Below are 16,389 nucleotides of genomic sequence, written 5' to 3'. Positions count from 1 at the left end.
CTGAAAATCCGGGCCATTTCCCGGCGTTGTCTCATGAAACTAAATATCGTTCCCGCGCGCACCGGCCTGACATGGGTCAAGCTTGGCATCACCACTTTCATAAAGCAGCCGCTGGCCATGTCGGGCCTGTTCTTTATGTTCATGGCGCTGCTCTCGGTCGCATCGCTGGTGCCGTTTGTAGGCGCGGCGCTGGCACTGGGCCTGTTGCCGGCTGCCACGCTGGGACTAATGGCCGCCACGCAGGAAACCACCAAAGGCAACTTTCCAATGCCTTCTATTTTGATCAGTGCGTTTCGTGCCGGCCGACAGCGGATGCGGGCCATGATGGTGCTGGGCGCGCTCTATGCTGCTGGCTTTTTAAGCCTAATGGGGGTGTCAGCGCTGTTTGACGGGGGCCAGTTTGCCAAGCTCTATCTTGTGGGTGGCGCCATCACCGAAGAGCTGGTATTGCAAAGCGGCTTTCAAATGGCGATGTGGGTGGCGATGGGACTTTACCTGCCCCTGTCCCTGCTGTTCTGGCATGCCCCTGCGCTCGTGCACTGGCACGGTGTATCGCCGGTCAAGAGCCTGTTTTTCAGCTTTATGGCCTGCTACAAAAACTTTGCGGCGTTCACCGTGTTCGGGCTGGCCTGGACCGGGGTCTTTGTCCTCGCCGTCGTCCTGGTGTCGCTGATTGCCAGTCTGGTCGGCAACCCTGCTGTAGCGACCGCGGCGATGTTTCCGATCGGCCTGGTGATTGTGGCGATGTTTTTTACGTCGATTTATTTCACGTTTCGCGACAGTTTTGTACCGCCCCATTCCGACGAGTTACCTCTTGACCCGGCTACCAATATCCCGTAAGTGCCCCATCATCATGTCACCGAGGGCCTAAACCACCGTCAGTTTGGCCACAGTCAAAGCCAGCCATTTCACGCCGTGTCGCGTGAAATTGATTTGTGCGCGTGCGTCGTCACCGCTGCCTTCGAGCATCAGCACCTTGCCCTCACCAAACTTGGCGTGAAACACTGCCATACCGGATTTCAGTCCATGCGCGGGCGGATTGCGCTGCGGCGGAACCGGTGGACTTGCAAACCGATCCGAACTGGCTGATTTTGAAGAAAAAACACTGCTGGCCCAGTCTGAGCGGCCAGCGCCCGCCGCTGCATTACCAGCGCCCTGCCAGCCACTTCCCGCCAGCCCCAAACCAGAAGCAAAGCCCTGATTCTTCGGTGTGATCCATTTCAGCGCGGCTTCCGGCAACTCTTCAAAAAACCGGCTTTTGAGGTTATAACGCGTCTGCCCGTGCAACATGCGGGTCTGCGAGTGGCTGAGGTACAAGCGCTTGCGAGCGCGGGTGATGGCCACGTACATCAGTCGGCGTTCTTCCTCCAGACCGTCGTGGTCACTGATTGAGTTTTCGTGCGGAAACAGGCCCTCTTCCAGCCCGCTGATGAATACGCAGTCGAATTCCAGGCCCTTGGACGAATGCACAGTCATCAGCTGCACCGCGTCCTGACCCGCCTGGGCCTGGTTGTCTCCGGATTCCAGCGCAGCGTGCGTGAGGAAAGCCGCCAGTGGCGACAGCGTCTCACCGGTGTCGGTGTCGGGTGCCAAAAATTCCGGAGGAAGCTCGATGCCTGAAGGCGCGGACGGATCCAGCCCCTGACTGGCGGGCGACTGGGTGAGGCGCCCGCCCAACTCGTCCACCGGCAAAGCCACGGCGTCGCGGCCAAAACCTTCCTGGCTGACGAACGACTCGGCGGCGTTCACAAGCTCGGACAAATTCTCCAGCCGGTCCTGGCCTTCCTTTTCGGTCTTGTAATGTTCTTCAAGCCCACTGTGTTGCAGCACCAGTTCGATGATCTCGCGCAACGTGAGGCCGCTGGTCTGCTCTCGCAAAACATCCAGCTTGGCGACAAAAGCCCCCAAATTGGCGCCCGCCTTGCCCGCCACGGCGCTGACCCCATCATGCAGCGAGCAGCCAGCACCCCGCGCAATGTCCTGCAGCTGTTCGATACTGCGCGCACCGATGCCGCGTGGCGGAAAGTTGACCACGCGCATGAAGCTGGTGTCGTCGTGCGGATTCTCCAGCAGGCGCAAATAGGCCAGCGCATGCTTGATTTCGGCACGCTCGAAAAAGCGCAGGCCGCCGTATACCCGATACGGCACGCCCGCATTAAAAAGCGCCGTTTCCATCACCCGGCTTTGCGCATTGCTACGGTACAGCAGCGCAATTTCCTTGCGCTCGGTGCCGTCACGTACCAACTGGCGTACTTCCTCGACAAACCATTGCGCTTCGGCGAAGTCACTGGTGGATTCGTACACCCGAACCGGCTCGCCAGGGCCAGCCTCGGTCCGGAGGTTTTTACCCAGTCGCTTGCTGTTATGGCTGATCAACTCGTTCGCAGAATCCAGAATGTTGCCGAAGCTGCGGTAGTTGCGTTCAAGTTTGATCTGGTGGGTAACGTGAAACTCGCGCACAAAGTCGGCCATGTTGCCCACGCGAGCGCCCCGAAAGGCGTAGATACTTTGGTCGTCGTCACCGACTGCAATCACCGAACCGCCCGGCATAGCGGGAACCATTTGATCCCCTTGTGGCGACTCTGCGCCCTGCCCCGCCAACATCTTGATCCAGGCGTATTGCAGCTTGTTCGTGTCTTGAAATTCATCGATGAGAATGTGGCGAAAGCGCCGCTGGTAATGCTCGCGCACCGAGACATTGTCGCGTAGCAACTCATAGCTTCGCAGCATCAGTTCGCCAAAATCCACCACGCCTTCACGCTGGCATTGCTCTTCGTAAAGCGCATAAATCTCGACCTTTTTTCGCCCCTCTTCGTCGCGAACCGGCACGTCTTTGGCCCGCTGGCCGTCTTCCTTGCAAGCAGCAATAAAGCGCATGAGCTGCTTCGGTGGAAAGCGCTCATCATCCAAGTTGAACTGCTTGCACAGCCGCTTGATGGCAGACAGCTGGTCTTGGGTGTCCAAGATCTGGAAGCTCTGTGGCAAATTGGCCAGCTTGTAATGCGCCCGCAAAAAGCGATTGCAAAGGCCATGAAAAGTACCAATCCACATACCGCGTACATTGACCGGTAACATGGCGGATAGACGCACCAGCATCTCCTTGGCCGCCTTGTTGGTGAATGTCACGGCTAGAATACCGCCGGGCGAAACCTGGCCTGTTTGCAGCAACCAGGCGATGCGGGTAGTGAGCACCCGGGTCTTGCCAGAGCCCGCCCCGGCGAGAATCAGAGCATGGGTGGCGGGCAAGGTCACCGCGGCCAGCTGCTCTGGATTAAGATTTTGTAAGAGGGGAGATGTTGGCGCGACTTCTGAGAACATCCCTCATTGTAGAAAGCCCCGATGAAACCGTTTCCTCCTTATGCTTCAGCCCTCGTTATGACCTGCCTGCTCACGGCCTTGGCAGGGCTGGCACCGCTGCGCAGCGCACAGGCTCAGTCGTTTTGCGCCAGCGACGGCCAGCCCCGGTCGGTGCAGCTCCTGGAGCGCTTTATGAACGCAGATTGCGAGCACTGCTGGTCCGACCCGGCCACGCCTCAACCGAGTGTCGGCCAAATCGCCTTGGACTGGGTCGTTCCCGGTAGCAAAGGGGACGATGCCCCACTGTCCGCAGTAGCCAGCCGCGACGCGCTGGCCCGGCTGGAAGCCTTGGGCGAAAGCCGTCCGGCGGAGGTCAAAACCAGCCTCCATTCGGTGAAGGAACTCCGGGGCACCACGCTACGTGTTTCACACGGTTTGCCGTTAAATGACTATCTCGGAACGTCCATCGAACTCAGCCCCATTCCGGTGCTGGCGAAGCGTCAGCGCTTAAACGCTTGGCTCGCCCTGGTCGAGACCCTGCCAGCGGGCACCGAAGGTTCGCCTGTGGAGAGAAATCTGGTCCGCAACGTCATTCAGACCTCATGGGGCGTGCGCAACCAGCGCCTAAAAACAGATCAGAGTCGTTTTTTTGAAGCGCGCTCCATGAGCATTCCATCGGGCACCGACCCAAACCGCCTGCGCGTGATTGGTTGGGTGGAAGACGAAAGGGGCCATATCTTGGCGGCCGCGCAGTCGCGCTGCAAACCGACCTGAATTGCAGCAAATCCGGCTCGCCTATAACGGGTATATCAGGATCACCATCGCGCCGGGCCGCCTGAACGCCTAGAATCGGCCACCGGGCCCAAGCAATTGCGCCCGGTTTTTTGTTTCAAGCATTGCCCTTAGGGGTGATGGCTTGCAAACAATAGCCGGTCCAATCCAAGCGCCTTCTGTTTATCAACAGTTTTTTAGGAGCTTGGGACATCATGGAAATTTTCGACTACGACAACATTCTGCTGCTGCCGCGCAAGTGCCGCGTGGAAAGTCGTTCCGAATGTGACGCCTCTGTAGAACTTGGAGGGCGCAGCTTTCGCATACCGGTGGTACCGGCCAACATGAAAACGGTGGTCAACGAAGACATCTGCGCCTGGATGGCCCGGAACGGGTATTTTTACGTGATGCACCGTTTTGACCTGGACAACCTTCAATTCACCAAATCGATGAAAGCACAAGGCTTGTACGCATCCATTTCGCTGGGTGTTAAAAAGCTCGACTACGACACGGTAGACCAGTTGGCAGAGCTGGATCTGGTGCCCGAGTACATCACGATTGATGTGGCGCACGGCCATGCCGATACGGTGCAGAAAATGATCCGCTATCTGAAGAAGAAGCTGCCCGCCGCGTTCGTTATTGCGGGCAACGTGGGCACGCCAGAAGCCGTGATTGACCTCGAAAACTGGGGCGCTGACGCCACCAAGGTGGGCATTGGCCCCGGCAAGGTCTGCATCACCAAAATGAAGACTGGCTTTGGCACGGGCGGCTGGCAGCTGTCGGCGCTCAAGTGGTGCGCGCGCGTGGCGACCAAGCCCATCATTGCCGATGGCGGCATACGCGAGCACGGCGACATCGCCAAATCAGTGCGTTTTGGGGCCACCATGGTGATGATCGGCTCCATGCTGGCAGGCCTCGAAGAAAGCCCTGGGAAACCGGTGGAGGTCGACGGCAAGCTCTTCAAAGAATATTACGGGAGCGCCTCGGACTTCAATAAGGGTGAGTACAAGCACGTCGAGGGCAAGCGCATTCTGGAGCCGGTCAAGGGCAGCCTTGAAGACACGCTGCGCGAGATGGAGGAAGATATTCAGAGCGCCATCAGCTATGCGGGGGGGGTAAGGCTCATGGACATCCGAAAGGTCAACTACGTGATCTTGGGCGGCGACAACGCGGGTGAACATCTGCGGATGTAATTCAGACCGGTGAAGGCTAGCGCGGCTGCGGGCCAAGGCCGAGCAACTCGAGCGTCAACTGGTTCAGACGATGGGAGGGCTCGGTCAGCGCTTCCAGCACGCTGAAATGGTTGAGCCCCGGCAGAGATTCGCACACTGGCACGGTCTTGCTTCCCCACGCCTGCCGTATCAATAAGTTCTGCCGCAAAAATTCGTCGCTTTCGTCGGCCCCCACCACGCTGTGAAGCGTGCCCTGGCCAGGACGCGACAGCGAAGCCGGGCTCGCTTGCTGGACATGTTCGGGCGTCAACTTCAAATTCTGAAGAAAGGGTGTGTGGCGAAGCGGCTCCAGATCGTACAAGCCTGAAATGGAGAGCGCCTTCTTGACAAGGTCTGGCGGCAGATCAGGCGCATGCTCTTTCCAGTCGCAGGCCAGCAGCATGGCCGCCAAGTGCCCGCCGGCGGAGTGGCCCGCGACCGTGATGCGCTGCGGGTCACCCCCATAGTCAGCAATGTGACGCCAGGTCCACACCAATGCTTCGACCATCTGCAAGACAATTTCAGGAATGGTCACTGCCGGGCACAACGCGTAGTCGGGCATCACCACACAGGCACCGGCCTGTGTCAAATGCGGCGCCAAGAAAGAATGATCAACCTTGCCCAGAGAACGCCAGTATCCGCCGTGGATAAACACCAGCACCGGCGCACCAGGCTTCACCGGAGCGGCGGCGCCAGCACTGAATCCGTTGGGCGGAAAAATATCCAGGGTCTCACCGACGTTGTGGCCGTAGGGGACGTCCAGATGACAAGGCAAGCCCTTGCGCTCACTTTCGGACTCTCTGGTCCAGCGCGTGAAGTGCTCCGCATAGTCGGGTACCAAAGCCCGGTTGTTGTACATACGGTCTAGCCATTGAGTATCCCAAACGGGCTCGGTGCTTTTCATGGGAGCTCTTTCAAAATTTTGGTCCGGAGTTGCATCTTGGCACAGCTGGCTTCTTCCGGAATAAAAAAACCGACCCGACCTCCGTGGGTATTTGTCCGACCCATGAAAAAAGGCCGGTACAAACCTTGCGGTCTGTACCGGCCTTTTAGCGCCGAGGCTAATTAAAACTGATCAGTCACGTACCGGCTTTGAAAACTTGCCAGCCTTCTTGGCTGCATCGCGGGGCACAAACACTTTTCCAGCTGGTTTGGCAAAACCGGGTTTACGATTTGCAAAATCAGGACGTGGTGCGAAGCCTTCGTTGCGAGCGCCAAAGTGACGGTCTTCGCGTGGCGCAAAGCTATTGCCGCCGCCAAAGCCGCGATCATCTTCCCGGCGAGGCGCACGATCTGCAAAGTTGCGGTCGCCGAAACCATTGCCCTGAGGCGCGGGCCGACCCTGGAAGGAGCCGCCACGGTCATCACGGTTGCCGCCGAAGCCGCCGCCGGCAGGCCTTCTGCCAGCGAAACCGCCACCACCGCCGCCAAAACTACGGCCGCCACGGTCAGGACCATTGCCAAAATTACCGCGGGGGCGCTCGGAGGTTGGTGCGAAGCGCTGCTGTGGCTCCAACCCGGCAATCACGCTGGGTTTGAGGTTTTGCTGCGTGTAATGTTCGATATCCTGAATCTTGCGACGGTCGCGAAACTCGGCAATAGTGATTGCCTGACCAGCGCGCCCGGCACGGCCGGTACGGCCAATCCGGTGCACATAGTCTTCCGCTTTCATTGGCAGGCCGTAGTTGATCACGTGGGTGATGGTCGGCACGTCCAGGCCGCGGGCAGCCACATCGGTTGCCACCAGAATCTGGACGCGGCCGTCACGGAAAGCCATCAAGCGGCGGTTGCGAAGACCCTGGCCCAAAGCGCCATGCAGCGCCACAGCGCTAAAGCCGTCTTGCACCAAATCGTTGGCCAAGCCATCACATTCGACCTGCGTACAGGCGAACACGATGGACTGGTTGATGGTGGTGTCGCGCAGCGAGTGATCCAGCAGCTTGCGCTTGTGGGTCATGTTGTCGGCCCACAGCAAGGATTGCGTGATCGAAGCGTGTTTTTCGTGTGGGGAGTCGATCTCCACGCGCTGCGGCTGACGCATCACGCGGGTGGCGAGTTGCATGATGCGCGGCGCAAAGGTGGCACTGAACATCATGGTTTGCTTGCGCTCAATCGTCAGCTGGTTGACTTCGGTCAGATCGTCGGCAAAGCCGAGGTCAAGCATGCGGTCAGCTTCGTCGACCACGAGGAACTGCACCTGATCCAGTTTGATCTGCATACTACGCTGCAGATCCAGCAAACGGCCAGGCGTGGCTACCACCAGGTCGGCATTTTGCAACTTGGCAATTTGCAGCTGGTAAGGAATGCCGCCAACCACGTTGGCAATGCGCAGGCCACGGCAATGTCGAACCAGATCAATCGCGTCGGCGCAAACCTGTTGGGCCAACTCGCGGGTTGGGCAAAGAATCAGCGCACCGGGTGTGGCCGCTTTGAAGTTGCGGGCGTTCGTCGGGTCTTTGCGCTTCGGTTTTTTCGGAGGCGCTTCGCCCCTGGCGATGGCTTCCGCACTGTGGCGTTCAAATTCAGCACGTTCATTGCGCTCGGCTTCTACTTGTTGCATGAGCAGGGTGTGCAACACAGGCAGCAAAAAGGCCGCGGTTTTGCCACTACCGGTCTGGCTGGAAACCTGCAGGTCGGTGAATTTGGCCGCTTTGGGGTCAGCGTCCAGCGCCTGCATGGCTTTGGGGATGGTAGCCAGCTGCACTGCAGTCGGCTGGGTAAAACCCATATCCGCCACGGCTTGGAGCAGTTCCTTGGCGAGACCCAGCTTCACAAAGCCGTTGGGCTGAGGAGCAATCGCTTCCAGCGACGTTGCTTCAGCAACCGGGGCGTCGGAAAAGTCAGGAATCACGTTGAAATCGGCATCGGGCGCCGTGTCGGCAATGGCTTCAGGCAAAAAGTCGCCGCGAGCCTCAAAAGAGTCAGTCATGTTTATTCTCACTAATCACCTGCACGCAACGCTTTTGGCGAAGGACAGGAAACTCCACCTCCCGCGATGCAGAAGGCTTCGTTCATGGTTAATAAAACATCAACCATCAAACGAATATGCGCTTTAGGCGAAAAAAGAGCCTGAAGCATTGACTCTTTCAAGAGAGTCAAAAAGTGTGAGGTAGATGTACAAATGCAGCACACACCGTGCAACTGCAAGCCCATGATTATGGCACGGTTTGCGGATTCGCGCTAGTCGGTTCTCTCACCCAGCTTATGCGCCACTGCGATCCGAACCAGCCGGGCGTGAACTGCTTTACGTTCCAGAATCCCATGCGCTCGCCAGCTACGCGGTTTGATGAGGTGTTGTTCAAAAATAGATCACTTTCACTTTTGCCACTCAAGTTGCACCCAGCCCGCCACTGTGAAAGCAGACTTTGTGAGGCATGATTCCCTCATGACAACGACCCCGCTAGATTCCCTGACGCGCAGGCTTGCCGCGTTTTTCTTAATCGCCTGCAGCCTGGCAGGCGCCATGACAGACCCGGTAATGGCCGCCGCATCTTTTGAAGACACTATTGCCCAGCGTGCCATGGCCTGTACCGCCTGCCATGGCACGCTGGGCCGCGCGGCACCGGATGGCTATTACCCACGTCTGGCCGGTAAACCGGCGGGCTATCTCTACCACCAGCTTCTTAATTTCCGCGACGGGCGTCGCCACTACGGCCTCATGACGCAATTGCTGGAACCGCTGGATGGGCCGGTAGGCGACGCCTACCTACTGGAAATTGCGCAGTATTTTTCCCGCCTGGAGGTACCCTACCCCGCCCCGCTGCCCGCGACGGCTTCGGCGGATGTATTGCGTCGAGGCCAGCGCCTGGTGACCCAGGGCGACGCCGAGCGGCGTATCCCGGCCTGCGTGCAATGCCATGGTCCGGCGATGACGGGCGTTGCACCGGACATTCCGGGCCTGTTGGGGCTACCGCACGATTACCTCAACGCACAGTTAGGCGCCTGGAAGACCGGTCAGCGTGGTGCCCAAGCGCCCGACTGCATGAAAGAAGTCGTGTCTCGCCTTACTCTGGATGACATCAATGCAGTATCTAGCTGGGTGGCCGCACAACCCTTGCCTACCAGCACCAAGCCCGCAGCGGCCCTTCCGGCCCTTCCGGCACTTGCGCCAGGCGCCACGGCGATGACCTGCGGAAGCGCGCCCGTCACCGCTCAACGGAAAGATCCGAAATGAACAAAATGGTCAAGGTCGTGTTTGGGTTGAGCTTGCTGATCGCTGGCGCAGCAGCGCTGATATGGACCTTGAATGTACGTGACGAAAGTGATCTGAATGCGCCAAGAGCCGCCGCTGGGCTCAGTTCCGACCTGATTGCCCGGGGCGCTTATCTGGCACGTGCCGGCAATTGCGCGAGCTGTCACACCGCACGGGGCGGTCAGAGCTATGCAGGGGGTCGCGGTATCGAAACGCCTTTTGGAACCGTGTTCACTTCCAACCTCACGCCCGATGAGAAAACTGGTTTGGGAAGCTGGTCATCCGCACACTTCTGGCGGGCCATGCACAACGGACGCTCAAAAAGCGGTCGATTGCTCTACCCCGCCTTCCCGTACTCCAACTACACCCAGGTGACGCGGGAAGATTCGGATGCACTCTTCGCCTACCTTGGCAGTCTGCCTGCGGTAGCGCAGCCCAACCAGCACAACACGCTGCGCTTTCCTTATCAATCGCAGGCCGCACTGGCAGTTTGGCGTGCCCTGTATTTCAGTCCCGGCGTGTACCAACCGGATGCCAGCCGCAACGCTGAATGGAATCGAGGCGCTTACCTGATCAAGGGTTTGGGTCACTGCAGCGCCTGCCACACCGCACGCAACGCGCTGGGTGCGACCAGCGAAGGGCTGGATTTGGCCGGTGGCTTGATCCCGATGCAGAACTGGTACGCGCCGTCACTGACTTCCCCGCACGAAGTGGGCGTGGGCGATTGGGATCGGGCGCACATCGTGAGCTTGCTCAAAAACGGCGTGTCGGCACGCGCCTCAGTGGCCGGTCCAATGACCGAAGTGGTACTTCGCAGCACACAGTACCTGAGCCTCGAAGACCTGGGCGCGATGGCCCAGTTTTTAAAAGAGCTCCCGAAGCCGCTCACGCGATCCGACGCACTTGACGCGCCTACCGCTGCCGCCCCCACCACGTCGTCCGCCACTGCAGCAAAAGGTACCAAGCTTTACGAACACTATTGCGCGCAATGCCACGGCGATGCCGGCCAGGGCGTGGCCAATGCTTACCCCGCGCTCGCCGGAAATCGTGCCGTGGTCATGAAATCGACCGTAAATCTGGTGCAGATTGTGCTCAACGGTGGCTTCTCGCCCGCCACCGAAGGCAATCCACGGCCTTTCGGCATGCCGCCCTTTGTCTTGGTGCTCGGGGACAATGAACTGTCGGCTGTGCTCACGCACATCCGCAATTCCTGGGGCAACCAGGCCAGCGAAATCACCGCCCTGGAAGTGAACCGAATCCGAGCGAACCGGGCGCCATGAACAGACGCGTTGCAGTATTGGCCCAGGAAGCGCTGAAGTCACGCACCGCCACCGGCCCACACGGGTGTAGGGGCCCTTGCCCACCCGTCGCTGATACCTGGCAGCTTCAGGACAACGCTTCTGCTCAGATTTTTGGGAATGATTGTCCGAACATAGCCGTCAAGCCGTTGCTTGCACCGATAATCGGTCCATAAACTAATGGAGAAAACCATGGCAAAAGGTCAGCAAAACACCAGCAAAATGGTCAAGAAGCCCAAGAAGGACACGTCACCGCCCAAAACCGTGTCGCCCGATGCTGTCCGCCCGACGGTGGTGACGCAAGTGCCGTTACGGGGCAAGCTGAAAAACAAGTAGGCGGTTCGTGGCTGTGATGTCTGACTCATCTGCTGCGCATCCAGATGCCGCACGGCAGCCGGACAACCCGCTGCACGGCGTCACCCTGGAAACCATCGTCACGGTTTTGGCGGATCACTATGGTTGGGAGAACTTGGGGCAGCGTATCGCCATTCGTTGCTTTACCAGCGACCCCAGCCTGGCATCGAGCCTGAAGTTTTTACGCAAGACGCCCTGGGCACGTGAAAAAGTAGAGAGCCTGTATCTGTTTATGCTGCGCGAAATCAAGCGTGACAGCCCCCCGGTTCACAACTTTCCACCGCCCCGATCCTAAGCGTGCCCCGGTGAAGCCAAAGCGTCGGCGGCGGCCATCATGATGCACAATCAGCTGCAACGCAGTAACCCGACACGTCCTGGCGCCGCAATGGAAGAGGTCGAAGTCATTTACGGCGACGAGTGCTTGCTGGTGTTCAACAAGCCGGCAGGACTGCTATCGGTGCCCGGGCGCGGCGAAGACAAGCAAGACTGCTTGAGTAGTCGCGTGCAACGGCGCTACTCCGACGCCTTGATCGTGCACCGCTTGGACATGGCCACCTCGGGCCTGATGCTGATGGCGCGGGACCTAGCCACCCAGCGCGCGCTGGGTAGATTATTTGAAAACCGGGAAGTCCATAAACGCTACATAGCGGTCGTGAATGACTGCCTGCCCCGCCTGCAAAGCCCCGACGGTTGGGGGCTGATCGATCTGCCCATCGTTGTGGACTGGCCGCATCGGCCCCTGCGAATTGTTGACAGGACCCACGGCAAACCGAGCCAGACCCGGTGGCGGGCGATGGAGTATGACGGGATCACGAACAGCACCCGCGTCGAACTGGAGCCGGTCACAGGCCGTTCGCATCAGTTGCGCGTGCATTTGCAGGCGCTCGGTCATCCGATACTGGGGGACACCCTGTATGCCCCTGAAAACGTGCAGGCCAAGGCGCCCCGCCTGCTGCTCCATGCCGCTGCCTTGCGGCTTACGCATCCAGGCAGCGGCAGGCTGCTGTCTTTTCAAAGTGCACCCGACTTTTAGTTGGGCGCGGCGTTATCGATTGCAGGCTGGCCACCCTGCCGCTAACATGCAAGGCATGACGCAGCATCTCACTCTACTTACCGGCGCCTCGCGCGGCATGGGTCTTGCAATTGCCCGCCAATTACTCAGCCAAGGCCACACGGTGCTTTGCATTTCGCGCAGCGTTTCGGATGCGCTGGCGCAGCACGCTGAGCGCGCTGGTTCTACCGTGCTGCAATGGACCCACGATTTGGCCGAAGGTGCTGCACTCAGCGTGCGGTTGGAAAACTGGCTGAACGAGCAAGGCGACGACGCCTGGACCAGCGCGACCCTCATCAACAACGCTGGCGTCATTCCGCGTATCGGCCCCCTTAGCGAAGCCGACGCTGCCGACCTCGCAAGGACTTTGCGCGTCGGGCTGGAGGCCCCGATGCAACTCACGGCCGTGTTTTTGCGTGCCACCGAAAGCTGGCGGGCCGAACGCAAGGTGCTTAACATCTCGTCAGGTTTGGGGCGCCGAGCCATGGCTTCCCAAGCCGCCTATTGTGCGGTCAAAGCCGGTATCGATCATTTCACCCGTTGTCTGGCCCTGGACGAAGCGCAGAAGTCGACGGGCGCCAAAGTCTGCTCGTTGGCGCCGGGCGTGATTGACACCGACATGCAGGCGCAGTTGCGCGGCGCAGACGGGTCGGCTTTCCCCGACCGGGATAATTTTTTGCAACTCAAAAGCGGCGGGCAGCTAACATCGCCTGAAGAAGCCGCACGCCGCGTGTTGAGTTATCTAGCGCGGCCCGACTTTGGATCGCATCCGGTTGCGGACATCAGGGATTAGGACTGTTTATACGCCCTGTATTGGTACCAGCAGCAGTTTCCGAAACCAGGACAGCCGAGGCCACTCAGTAAACTTGAGGCACCACGAAATTTTTCGAAACCGGATGCCGCCCATAGTCTTCATGGCGAATCCGCTCCGGAAGCACAAGCTGCAAATGCTCGGTTTCCTGGCACGGCATTTGTTGCAGGAGATGGTGAATGCAGTTCAGCCGGGCTTTCTTCTTGTCAACCGCCTGCACAACCCACCAACGCGCCTCCGGAATGTGGGTACGCTCCAGCATGCTTTCCTTGGCCCGGGTGTGCTCTTCCCAACGCCGGCGGGACTTTAGGCTCATGGGGCTGAGTTTCCACTGCTCGAGCGGGTCGTGGATGCCGCTTGGAAAACGGAGATTTTGCTCTTCGTCGTAGCTGTCGATCAGATCGCGGCGGATGCGCCGCATCAACGAGCGCGCCCGGCTTATTCGCGAACGACCAACACCGAAAAATGTGCATGCGACAGCACTTGGGCCGTGACGCTGCCCAGCACGAGTCTTTCCAGTCCGTGGCGTCCATGAGAGCCCATGACGACCAGATCCGCTTTCACGGCTTCCGCAGTTTCAAGGATGCCACGATAGATCGCATGTCCTTCAACGATCGATCCAGTCACGGCAATGCCATGTTCCTCAAAAGATTGCTTCGCGGCCTTGATCGCTTCCTCGGCTTCGGCGGTGGCCGCACTGAGGTATTCGGCCTGACCGTAGGAGAAATCCGTTCCGACCCCGGTAAAAGCGTAAGGGTCGATCACATAGATGACGGTTACCGTGCTCTTGAACGCCTCAGCGATGGCGATCGCTTTTCCGATGGCCTGGCTTGAGGTAGATGAGCCATCTACAGGAACCAGAAGGTGCTTGAACATGATGAAAACTCCTTAAAGCCATGAAAAGGTTCTCAGGCATGAACCGTTGCCCAGTCAATGCCCGCCACTAGCGATCGCGTGCAATATCCTACCCCGAATCAGTCACAGATCTTTGCACCGCAGGGCGCCGGCGGACAACTGCCAAGCGAATTTGGCCACTCGCCAGCCCATCGCGCAACAGGAACTCCAAAACTGGGCTTCTCAAGCCTGCTGCGGCGAGGAAATCAACCGGCACTTTACAGAACCACCTGCGGCCCGCAAGCTGAGAAGAGTTGACCGAGAGTCGACTAGATACGCCTCAAAGCGATGCGCCCCCACTGCGGTCACGTCGAGACTGAAACGATGCCGACCGACGCTTGCCAGTGGTTCAGCGAATGCGATCAATGCCATGCGTTGCTGAAGCCGAAAGTAGGCGATTGCTGCGTGGACTGCTCCTAAAGATCTGTCCCTTGCCCTCCGATTCAGGAGACTGGGAAAGGGCTTGGCGGCTGCCCCCGACCCAATCAGGACAGACCCTTCACGCCGAACCTCGCAGTGCCCCTAGCCCCCCTCCGACAACCGCCCCAACACCAGCCTGCACTGGCGCCCGCAGCGCGCGGCCAACGCTTCATCGTGCGTGACCAGCACAAACGCCGTGCCATGCTCGTGGGCGAGTTGCAACATCAATGCAAAGACACCGTCGGCAGTGGAACGATCGAGATTGCCGGTCGGCTCATCTGCCAGCACGCAAGCGGGCCTGGTAACTAGCGCACGGGCAATCGCAACGCGCTGGCGCTCGCCGCCCGAAAGTTCGGAAGGACGATGATGGAGGCGATCTTGAAGCCCCACATCCGCCAGCATCTTTGCGGCGACTTGCCCAGCTTGCACGCGGTCTTGACGTCGAATCCATAGCGGCATTGCAACGTTGTCAAGCGCGCTGAACTCCGGCAACAGGTGGTGAAACTGGTAAACAAAACCGAGATGCTGGTTACGCAACTGGCCTTGCTGCGCGGCTGACAGCGTTGAAAGCGTTCGCCCTTTCAGCTCGACCTGGCCGCTGGTCGGCGCATCAAGCCCGCCCATGAGGTGCAGCAAGGTGCTCTTGCCTGAGCCTGACGCCCCGACGATGGCCAGCGTTTCACCGCGATGCACCTGCAAGTCGACACCTTGCAGCACGGTCACATTAAGGCGGCCTTCGGTGAAGCGTTTGGTAAGGCCGGTGGCCCGAAGCACCACTTCAGCTTGCGCTGCATTGACAGCGTTATTCATCAGCTCACTCATAACGCAGGGCCTCCGCCGGGTTCACTCGACTGGCGCGCCAGCTCGGATAAATCGTTGCCAAAAATGCCAGCACAAGGGAGATGACGACGATCGGCATGATGTCTGCGTATTGCGGGTCACTCGGCATGCGGCTGATGAGGTAGATGTCTTTGGGCAGAAAGCTGGCATTGAGCAAATGCTCCAGCGCGGGCACGATCACGTCAATATTGACCGCGATACCCAGTCCCAGCAACAGACCGGAGAAGGTTCCAATCACGCCGACCATGGCGCCCTGCACCATGAAAATTCCCATGATGCTTTTGGGACTGGCGCCCAAGGTGCGCAGAATCGCAATGTCGGCGCGCTTGTCGGTCACCGTCATGACCAGCGTACTGACCAGGTTGAAGGCGGCCACCGCGACGATCAGCGTGAGAATGATGAACATCATGCGTTTTTCAAGCTCCACTGCGGTAAACCAGTTTTTGTTCTGCCGCGTCCAGTCGCGAATAAGCAAGTCGCCGCTCAGACTTTTGGACAACTCAAGGGCGACTTCCCGCGCCTGGTGCAGGTCCTTGAGCTTGATTCGGATGCCGGTCGGTCCTTCGAGCCGAAAAATTTTGGCGGCGTCATCCTGATGCATCATGACCAGCGCCGAGTCATATTCAAAGTGGCCCGAATCAAAGGTGCCCACCACGGTCATCTGCTTGAGGCGCGGCAGCACACCCGCCGGGGTAATCTGGCCGCTAGGCGCAATCAGCGTGACGGTATCGCCCTCGCGCACACCCAGCGATCGAGCCAGCTCGCCGCCCAGGATCACGCCAAATCCACCACTGACGAGCTTGGGAAAGGCCGTATTTTTCAGTTGCACGGCAAGGTCGGTTACTTGCCCTTCAAGCGCGGGGTCGATGCCGCGCACCATGGTGCCTTTCATGTCTTCGCCGCGTGCCAGCAGCGCCTGCGCGCCAATAAAAGTAGCGGCGCCCACGACTTGCGGATTGGCCTTGATCTCGGCCAGGGTCTTTTGCGGGTCGGGCAATGCGCCACCGTTGGGGGCGAACACCTCGATGTGCGAGATCACGCCCAGCATGCGGTCACGAACTTCTTTCTGAAATCCGTTCATCACGCTCAAGACAATGATCAGCGCCGCCACACCGAGCCCAATGCCCAACATGGACACGCCCGAAATAAAGGAAATAAAGCCGTTGCGCCGGGTGGTGCGGCCAGCGCGGGTATAGCGCCAGCCCAAAATCAGCTCGTAGGGAATTTGCATAGCGCCGATTGTGGCATCC

General features: G+C 59.1%; 17 protein-coding genes and 1 pseudogene. 10 read left to right on the top strand and 8 right to left on the bottom strand.

The features are described 5' to 3' along the window. Positions 1–33: 33 nt before the first annotated feature. A complete protein-coding gene (locus HHJ16_RS11570; RefSeq protein WP_296900676.1) occupies positions 34–840 on the top strand; it encodes a BPSS1780 family membrane protein in 807 nt (268 codons plus the stop codon). 27 nt (positions 841–867) lie between these two features. On the opposite strand, the gene HHJ16_RS11565 is transcribed toward HHJ16_RS11570, so the two are convergent. Beyond that, on the bottom strand, positions 868–3,318 hold the full coding sequence (locus HHJ16_RS11565; RefSeq protein WP_296900674.1) for a UvrD-helicase domain-containing protein: 2,451 nt from the start codon (positions 3,316–3,318) through the stop codon (positions 868–870). Between the two features lie 21 nt (positions 3,319–3,339). On the opposite strand from HHJ16_RS11565, the gene HHJ16_RS11560 reads away from it, so the two are divergent. Together HHJ16_RS11560 and HHJ16_RS11555 are read left to right on the top strand one after the other, a co-directional pair. Further along, on the top strand, positions 3,340–4,071 hold the full coding sequence (locus HHJ16_RS11560; RefSeq protein WP_296900672.1) for a hypothetical protein: 732 nt from the start codon (positions 3,340–3,342) through the stop codon (positions 4,069–4,071). Positions 4,072–4,283: 212 nt separating this feature from the next. Then, positions 4,284–5,261, top strand: a complete 978-nt coding sequence (locus tag HHJ16_RS11555; protein ID WP_296900670.1) for a GMP reductase — start codon at positions 4,284–4,286, stop codon at positions 5,259–5,261. 16 nt (positions 5,262–5,277) lie between these two features. Here HHJ16_RS11555 and HHJ16_RS11550 read toward each other — a convergent pair whose 3' ends face one another. The 3 genes from HHJ16_RS11550 to HHJ16_RS11540 form a co-directional block, all read right to left on the bottom strand. After that, positions 5,278–6,183, bottom strand: a complete 906-nt coding sequence (locus HHJ16_RS11550; protein WP_296900668.1) for an alpha/beta hydrolase — start codon at positions 6,181–6,183, stop codon at positions 5,278–5,280. 171 nt (positions 6,184–6,354) lie between these two features. Further along, positions 6,355–8,208: a DEAD/DEAH box helicase gene (locus HHJ16_RS11545; RefSeq protein WP_296900666.1), complete on the bottom strand. Its 1,854-nt coding sequence runs from the start codon at positions 8,206–8,208 to the stop codon at positions 6,355–6,357. Positions 8,209–8,219: 11 nt separating this feature from the next. Then, positions 8,220–8,378 (bottom strand): hypothetical protein, encoded by a 159-nt coding sequence (locus HHJ16_RS11540; RefSeq protein ID WP_296900664.1) that lies wholly within the window; start codon positions 8,376–8,378, stop codon positions 8,220–8,222. 364 nt (positions 8,379–8,742) lie between these two features. Between HHJ16_RS11540 and HHJ16_RS11535 the strand changes: the two genes are divergently transcribed. The 6 genes from HHJ16_RS11535 (at position 8,743) to HHJ16_RS11510 (ending at position 12,967) form a co-directional block, all read left to right on the top strand. Next, positions 8,743–9,453 carry a c-type cytochrome gene (locus HHJ16_RS11535; protein ID WP_296900797.1) on the top strand — a complete coding sequence of 237 codons (711 nt, stop codon included), beginning with the start codon at positions 8,743–8,745 and terminating at the stop codon, positions 9,451–9,453. Then, on the top strand, positions 9,450–10,751 hold the full coding sequence (locus tag HHJ16_RS11530; protein WP_296900662.1) for a cytochrome c: 1,302 nt from the start codon (positions 9,450–9,452) through the stop codon (positions 10,749–10,751). The genes HHJ16_RS11535 and HHJ16_RS11530 overlap by 4 nt, the downstream gene beginning before the upstream one ends. 210 nt (positions 10,752–10,961) lie before the next feature. After that, positions 10,962–11,105 carry a hypothetical protein gene (locus tag HHJ16_RS11525; RefSeq protein WP_296900660.1) on the top strand — a complete coding sequence of 48 codons (144 nt, stop codon included), beginning with the start codon at positions 10,962–10,964 and terminating at the stop codon, positions 11,103–11,105. A gap of 16 nt (positions 11,106–11,121) precedes the next feature. Next, complete coding sequence (locus HHJ16_RS11520; RefSeq protein WP_296900658.1) at positions 11,122–11,418, top strand: VF530 family protein; 297 nt, start codon at positions 11,122–11,124, stop codon at positions 11,416–11,418. Between the two features lie 90 nt (positions 11,419–11,508). Then, positions 11,509–12,156 (top strand): pseudouridine synthase, encoded by a 648-nt coding sequence (locus HHJ16_RS11515; RefSeq protein ID WP_296900795.1) that lies wholly within the window; start codon positions 11,509–11,511, stop codon positions 12,154–12,156. 55 nt (positions 12,157–12,211) lie between these two features. Beyond that, positions 12,212–12,967, top strand: a complete 756-nt coding sequence (locus HHJ16_RS11510) for an SDR family NAD(P)-dependent oxidoreductase (protein ID WP_296900656.1) — start codon at positions 12,212–12,214, stop codon at positions 12,965–12,967. A gap of 64 nt (positions 12,968–13,031) precedes the next feature. On the opposite strand, the pseudogene HHJ16_RS11505 reads toward HHJ16_RS11510, so the two are convergent. Further along, a pseudogene (locus HHJ16_RS11505) lies at positions 13,032–13,370 on the bottom strand (polyphosphate kinase 2); the annotation flags it as partial. Between the two features lie 53 nt (positions 13,371–13,423). Next, the gene (locus HHJ16_RS11500; protein WP_296900654.1) at positions 13,424–13,861 is read right to left on the bottom strand and encodes a universal stress protein; all 438 of its coding nucleotides are present in this window, start codon (positions 13,859–13,861) and stop codon (positions 13,424–13,426) included. Positions 13,862–14,167: 306 nt separating this feature from the next. Between HHJ16_RS11500 and HHJ16_RS11495 the strand changes: the two genes are divergently transcribed. Further along, positions 14,168–14,299: a GDCCVxC domain-containing (seleno)protein gene (locus tag HHJ16_RS11495; protein ID WP_296900652.1), complete on the top strand. Its 132-nt coding sequence runs from the start codon at positions 14,168–14,170 to the stop codon at positions 14,297–14,299. Positions 14,300–14,401: 102 nt separating this feature from the next. Here the strand turns inward: HHJ16_RS11495 and lolD are convergent, their stop codons facing one another. Both lolD and HHJ16_RS11485 read right to left on the bottom strand, forming a co-directional pair. Then, positions 14,402–15,109, bottom strand: a complete 708-nt coding sequence (gene lolD, locus HHJ16_RS11490; RefSeq protein WP_296900651.1) for a lipoprotein-releasing ABC transporter ATP-binding protein LolD — start codon at positions 15,107–15,109, stop codon at positions 14,402–14,404. A gap of 4 nt (positions 15,110–15,113) precedes the next feature. Then, positions 15,114–16,370, bottom strand: a complete 1,257-nt coding sequence (locus HHJ16_RS11485; RefSeq protein WP_296900649.1) for a lipoprotein-releasing ABC transporter permease subunit — start codon at positions 16,368–16,370, stop codon at positions 15,114–15,116. Between the last annotated feature and the right edge of the window lie 19 nt (positions 16,371–16,389).

It is taken from the genome of Polaromonas sp. (assembly GCF_012927485.1).
GTDB lineage: Bacteria > Pseudomonadota > Gammaproteobacteria > Burkholderiales > Burkholderiaceae_C > Polaromonas.
Note: the sequence above shows the minus strand (reverse complement) of the source record. Positions and strands in the feature narration are given on the sequence as shown.

Coding starts and splice junctions, on each gene's coding strand:
- HHJ16_RS11570 (WP_296900676.1), top strand. CDS start 34: ATGAAACTAAATATCGTTCCCGCGCGCACCGGCCTGACATGGGTCAAG.
- HHJ16_RS11565 (WP_296900674.1), bottom strand. CDS start 3,318: ATGTTCTCAGAAGTCGCGCCAACATCTCCCCTCTTACAAAATCTTAAT.
- HHJ16_RS11560 (WP_296900672.1), top strand. CDS start 3,340: ATGAAACCGTTTCCTCCTTATGCTTCAGCCCTCGTTATGACCTGCCTG.
- HHJ16_RS11555 (WP_296900670.1), top strand. CDS start 4,284: ATGGAAATTTTCGACTACGACAACATTCTGCTGCTGCCGCGCAAGTGC.
- HHJ16_RS11550 (WP_296900668.1), bottom strand. CDS start 6,183: ATGAAAAGCACCGAGCCCGTTTGGGATACTCAATGGCTAGACCGTATG.
- HHJ16_RS11545 (WP_296900666.1), bottom strand. CDS start 8,208: ATGACTGACTCTTTTGAGGCTCGCGGCGACTTTTTGCCTGAAGCCATT.
- HHJ16_RS11535 (WP_296900797.1), top strand. CDS start 8,743: ATGACAGACCCGGTAATGGCCGCCGCATCTTTTGAAGACACTATTGCC.
- HHJ16_RS11530 (WP_296900662.1), top strand. CDS start 9,450: ATGAACAAAATGGTCAAGGTCGTGTTTGGGTTGAGCTTGCTGATCGCT.
- HHJ16_RS11525 (WP_296900660.1), top strand. CDS start 10,962: ATGGCAAAAGGTCAGCAAAACACCAGCAAAATGGTCAAGAAGCCCAAG.
- HHJ16_RS11520 (WP_296900658.1), top strand. CDS start 11,122: ATGTCTGACTCATCTGCTGCGCATCCAGATGCCGCACGGCAGCCGGAC.
- HHJ16_RS11515 (WP_296900795.1), top strand. CDS start 11,509: ATGGAAGAGGTCGAAGTCATTTACGGCGACGAGTGCTTGCTGGTGTTC.
- HHJ16_RS11510 (WP_296900656.1), top strand. CDS start 12,212: ATGACGCAGCATCTCACTCTACTTACCGGCGCCTCGCGCGGCATGGGT.
- HHJ16_RS11500 (WP_296900654.1), bottom strand. CDS start 13,861: ATGTTCAAGCACCTTCTGGTTCCTGTAGATGGCTCATCTACCTCAAGC.
- HHJ16_RS11495 (WP_296900652.1), top strand. CDS start 14,168: ATGCGCCCCCACTGCGGTCACGTCGAGACTGAAACGATGCCGACCGAC.
- lolD (WP_296900651.1), bottom strand. CDS start 15,109: ATGAATAACGCTGTCAATGCAGCGCAAGCTGAAGTGGTGCTTCGGGCC.
- HHJ16_RS11485 (WP_296900649.1), bottom strand. CDS start 16,370: ATGCAAATTCCCTACGAGCTGATTTTGGGCTGGCGCTATACCCGCGCT.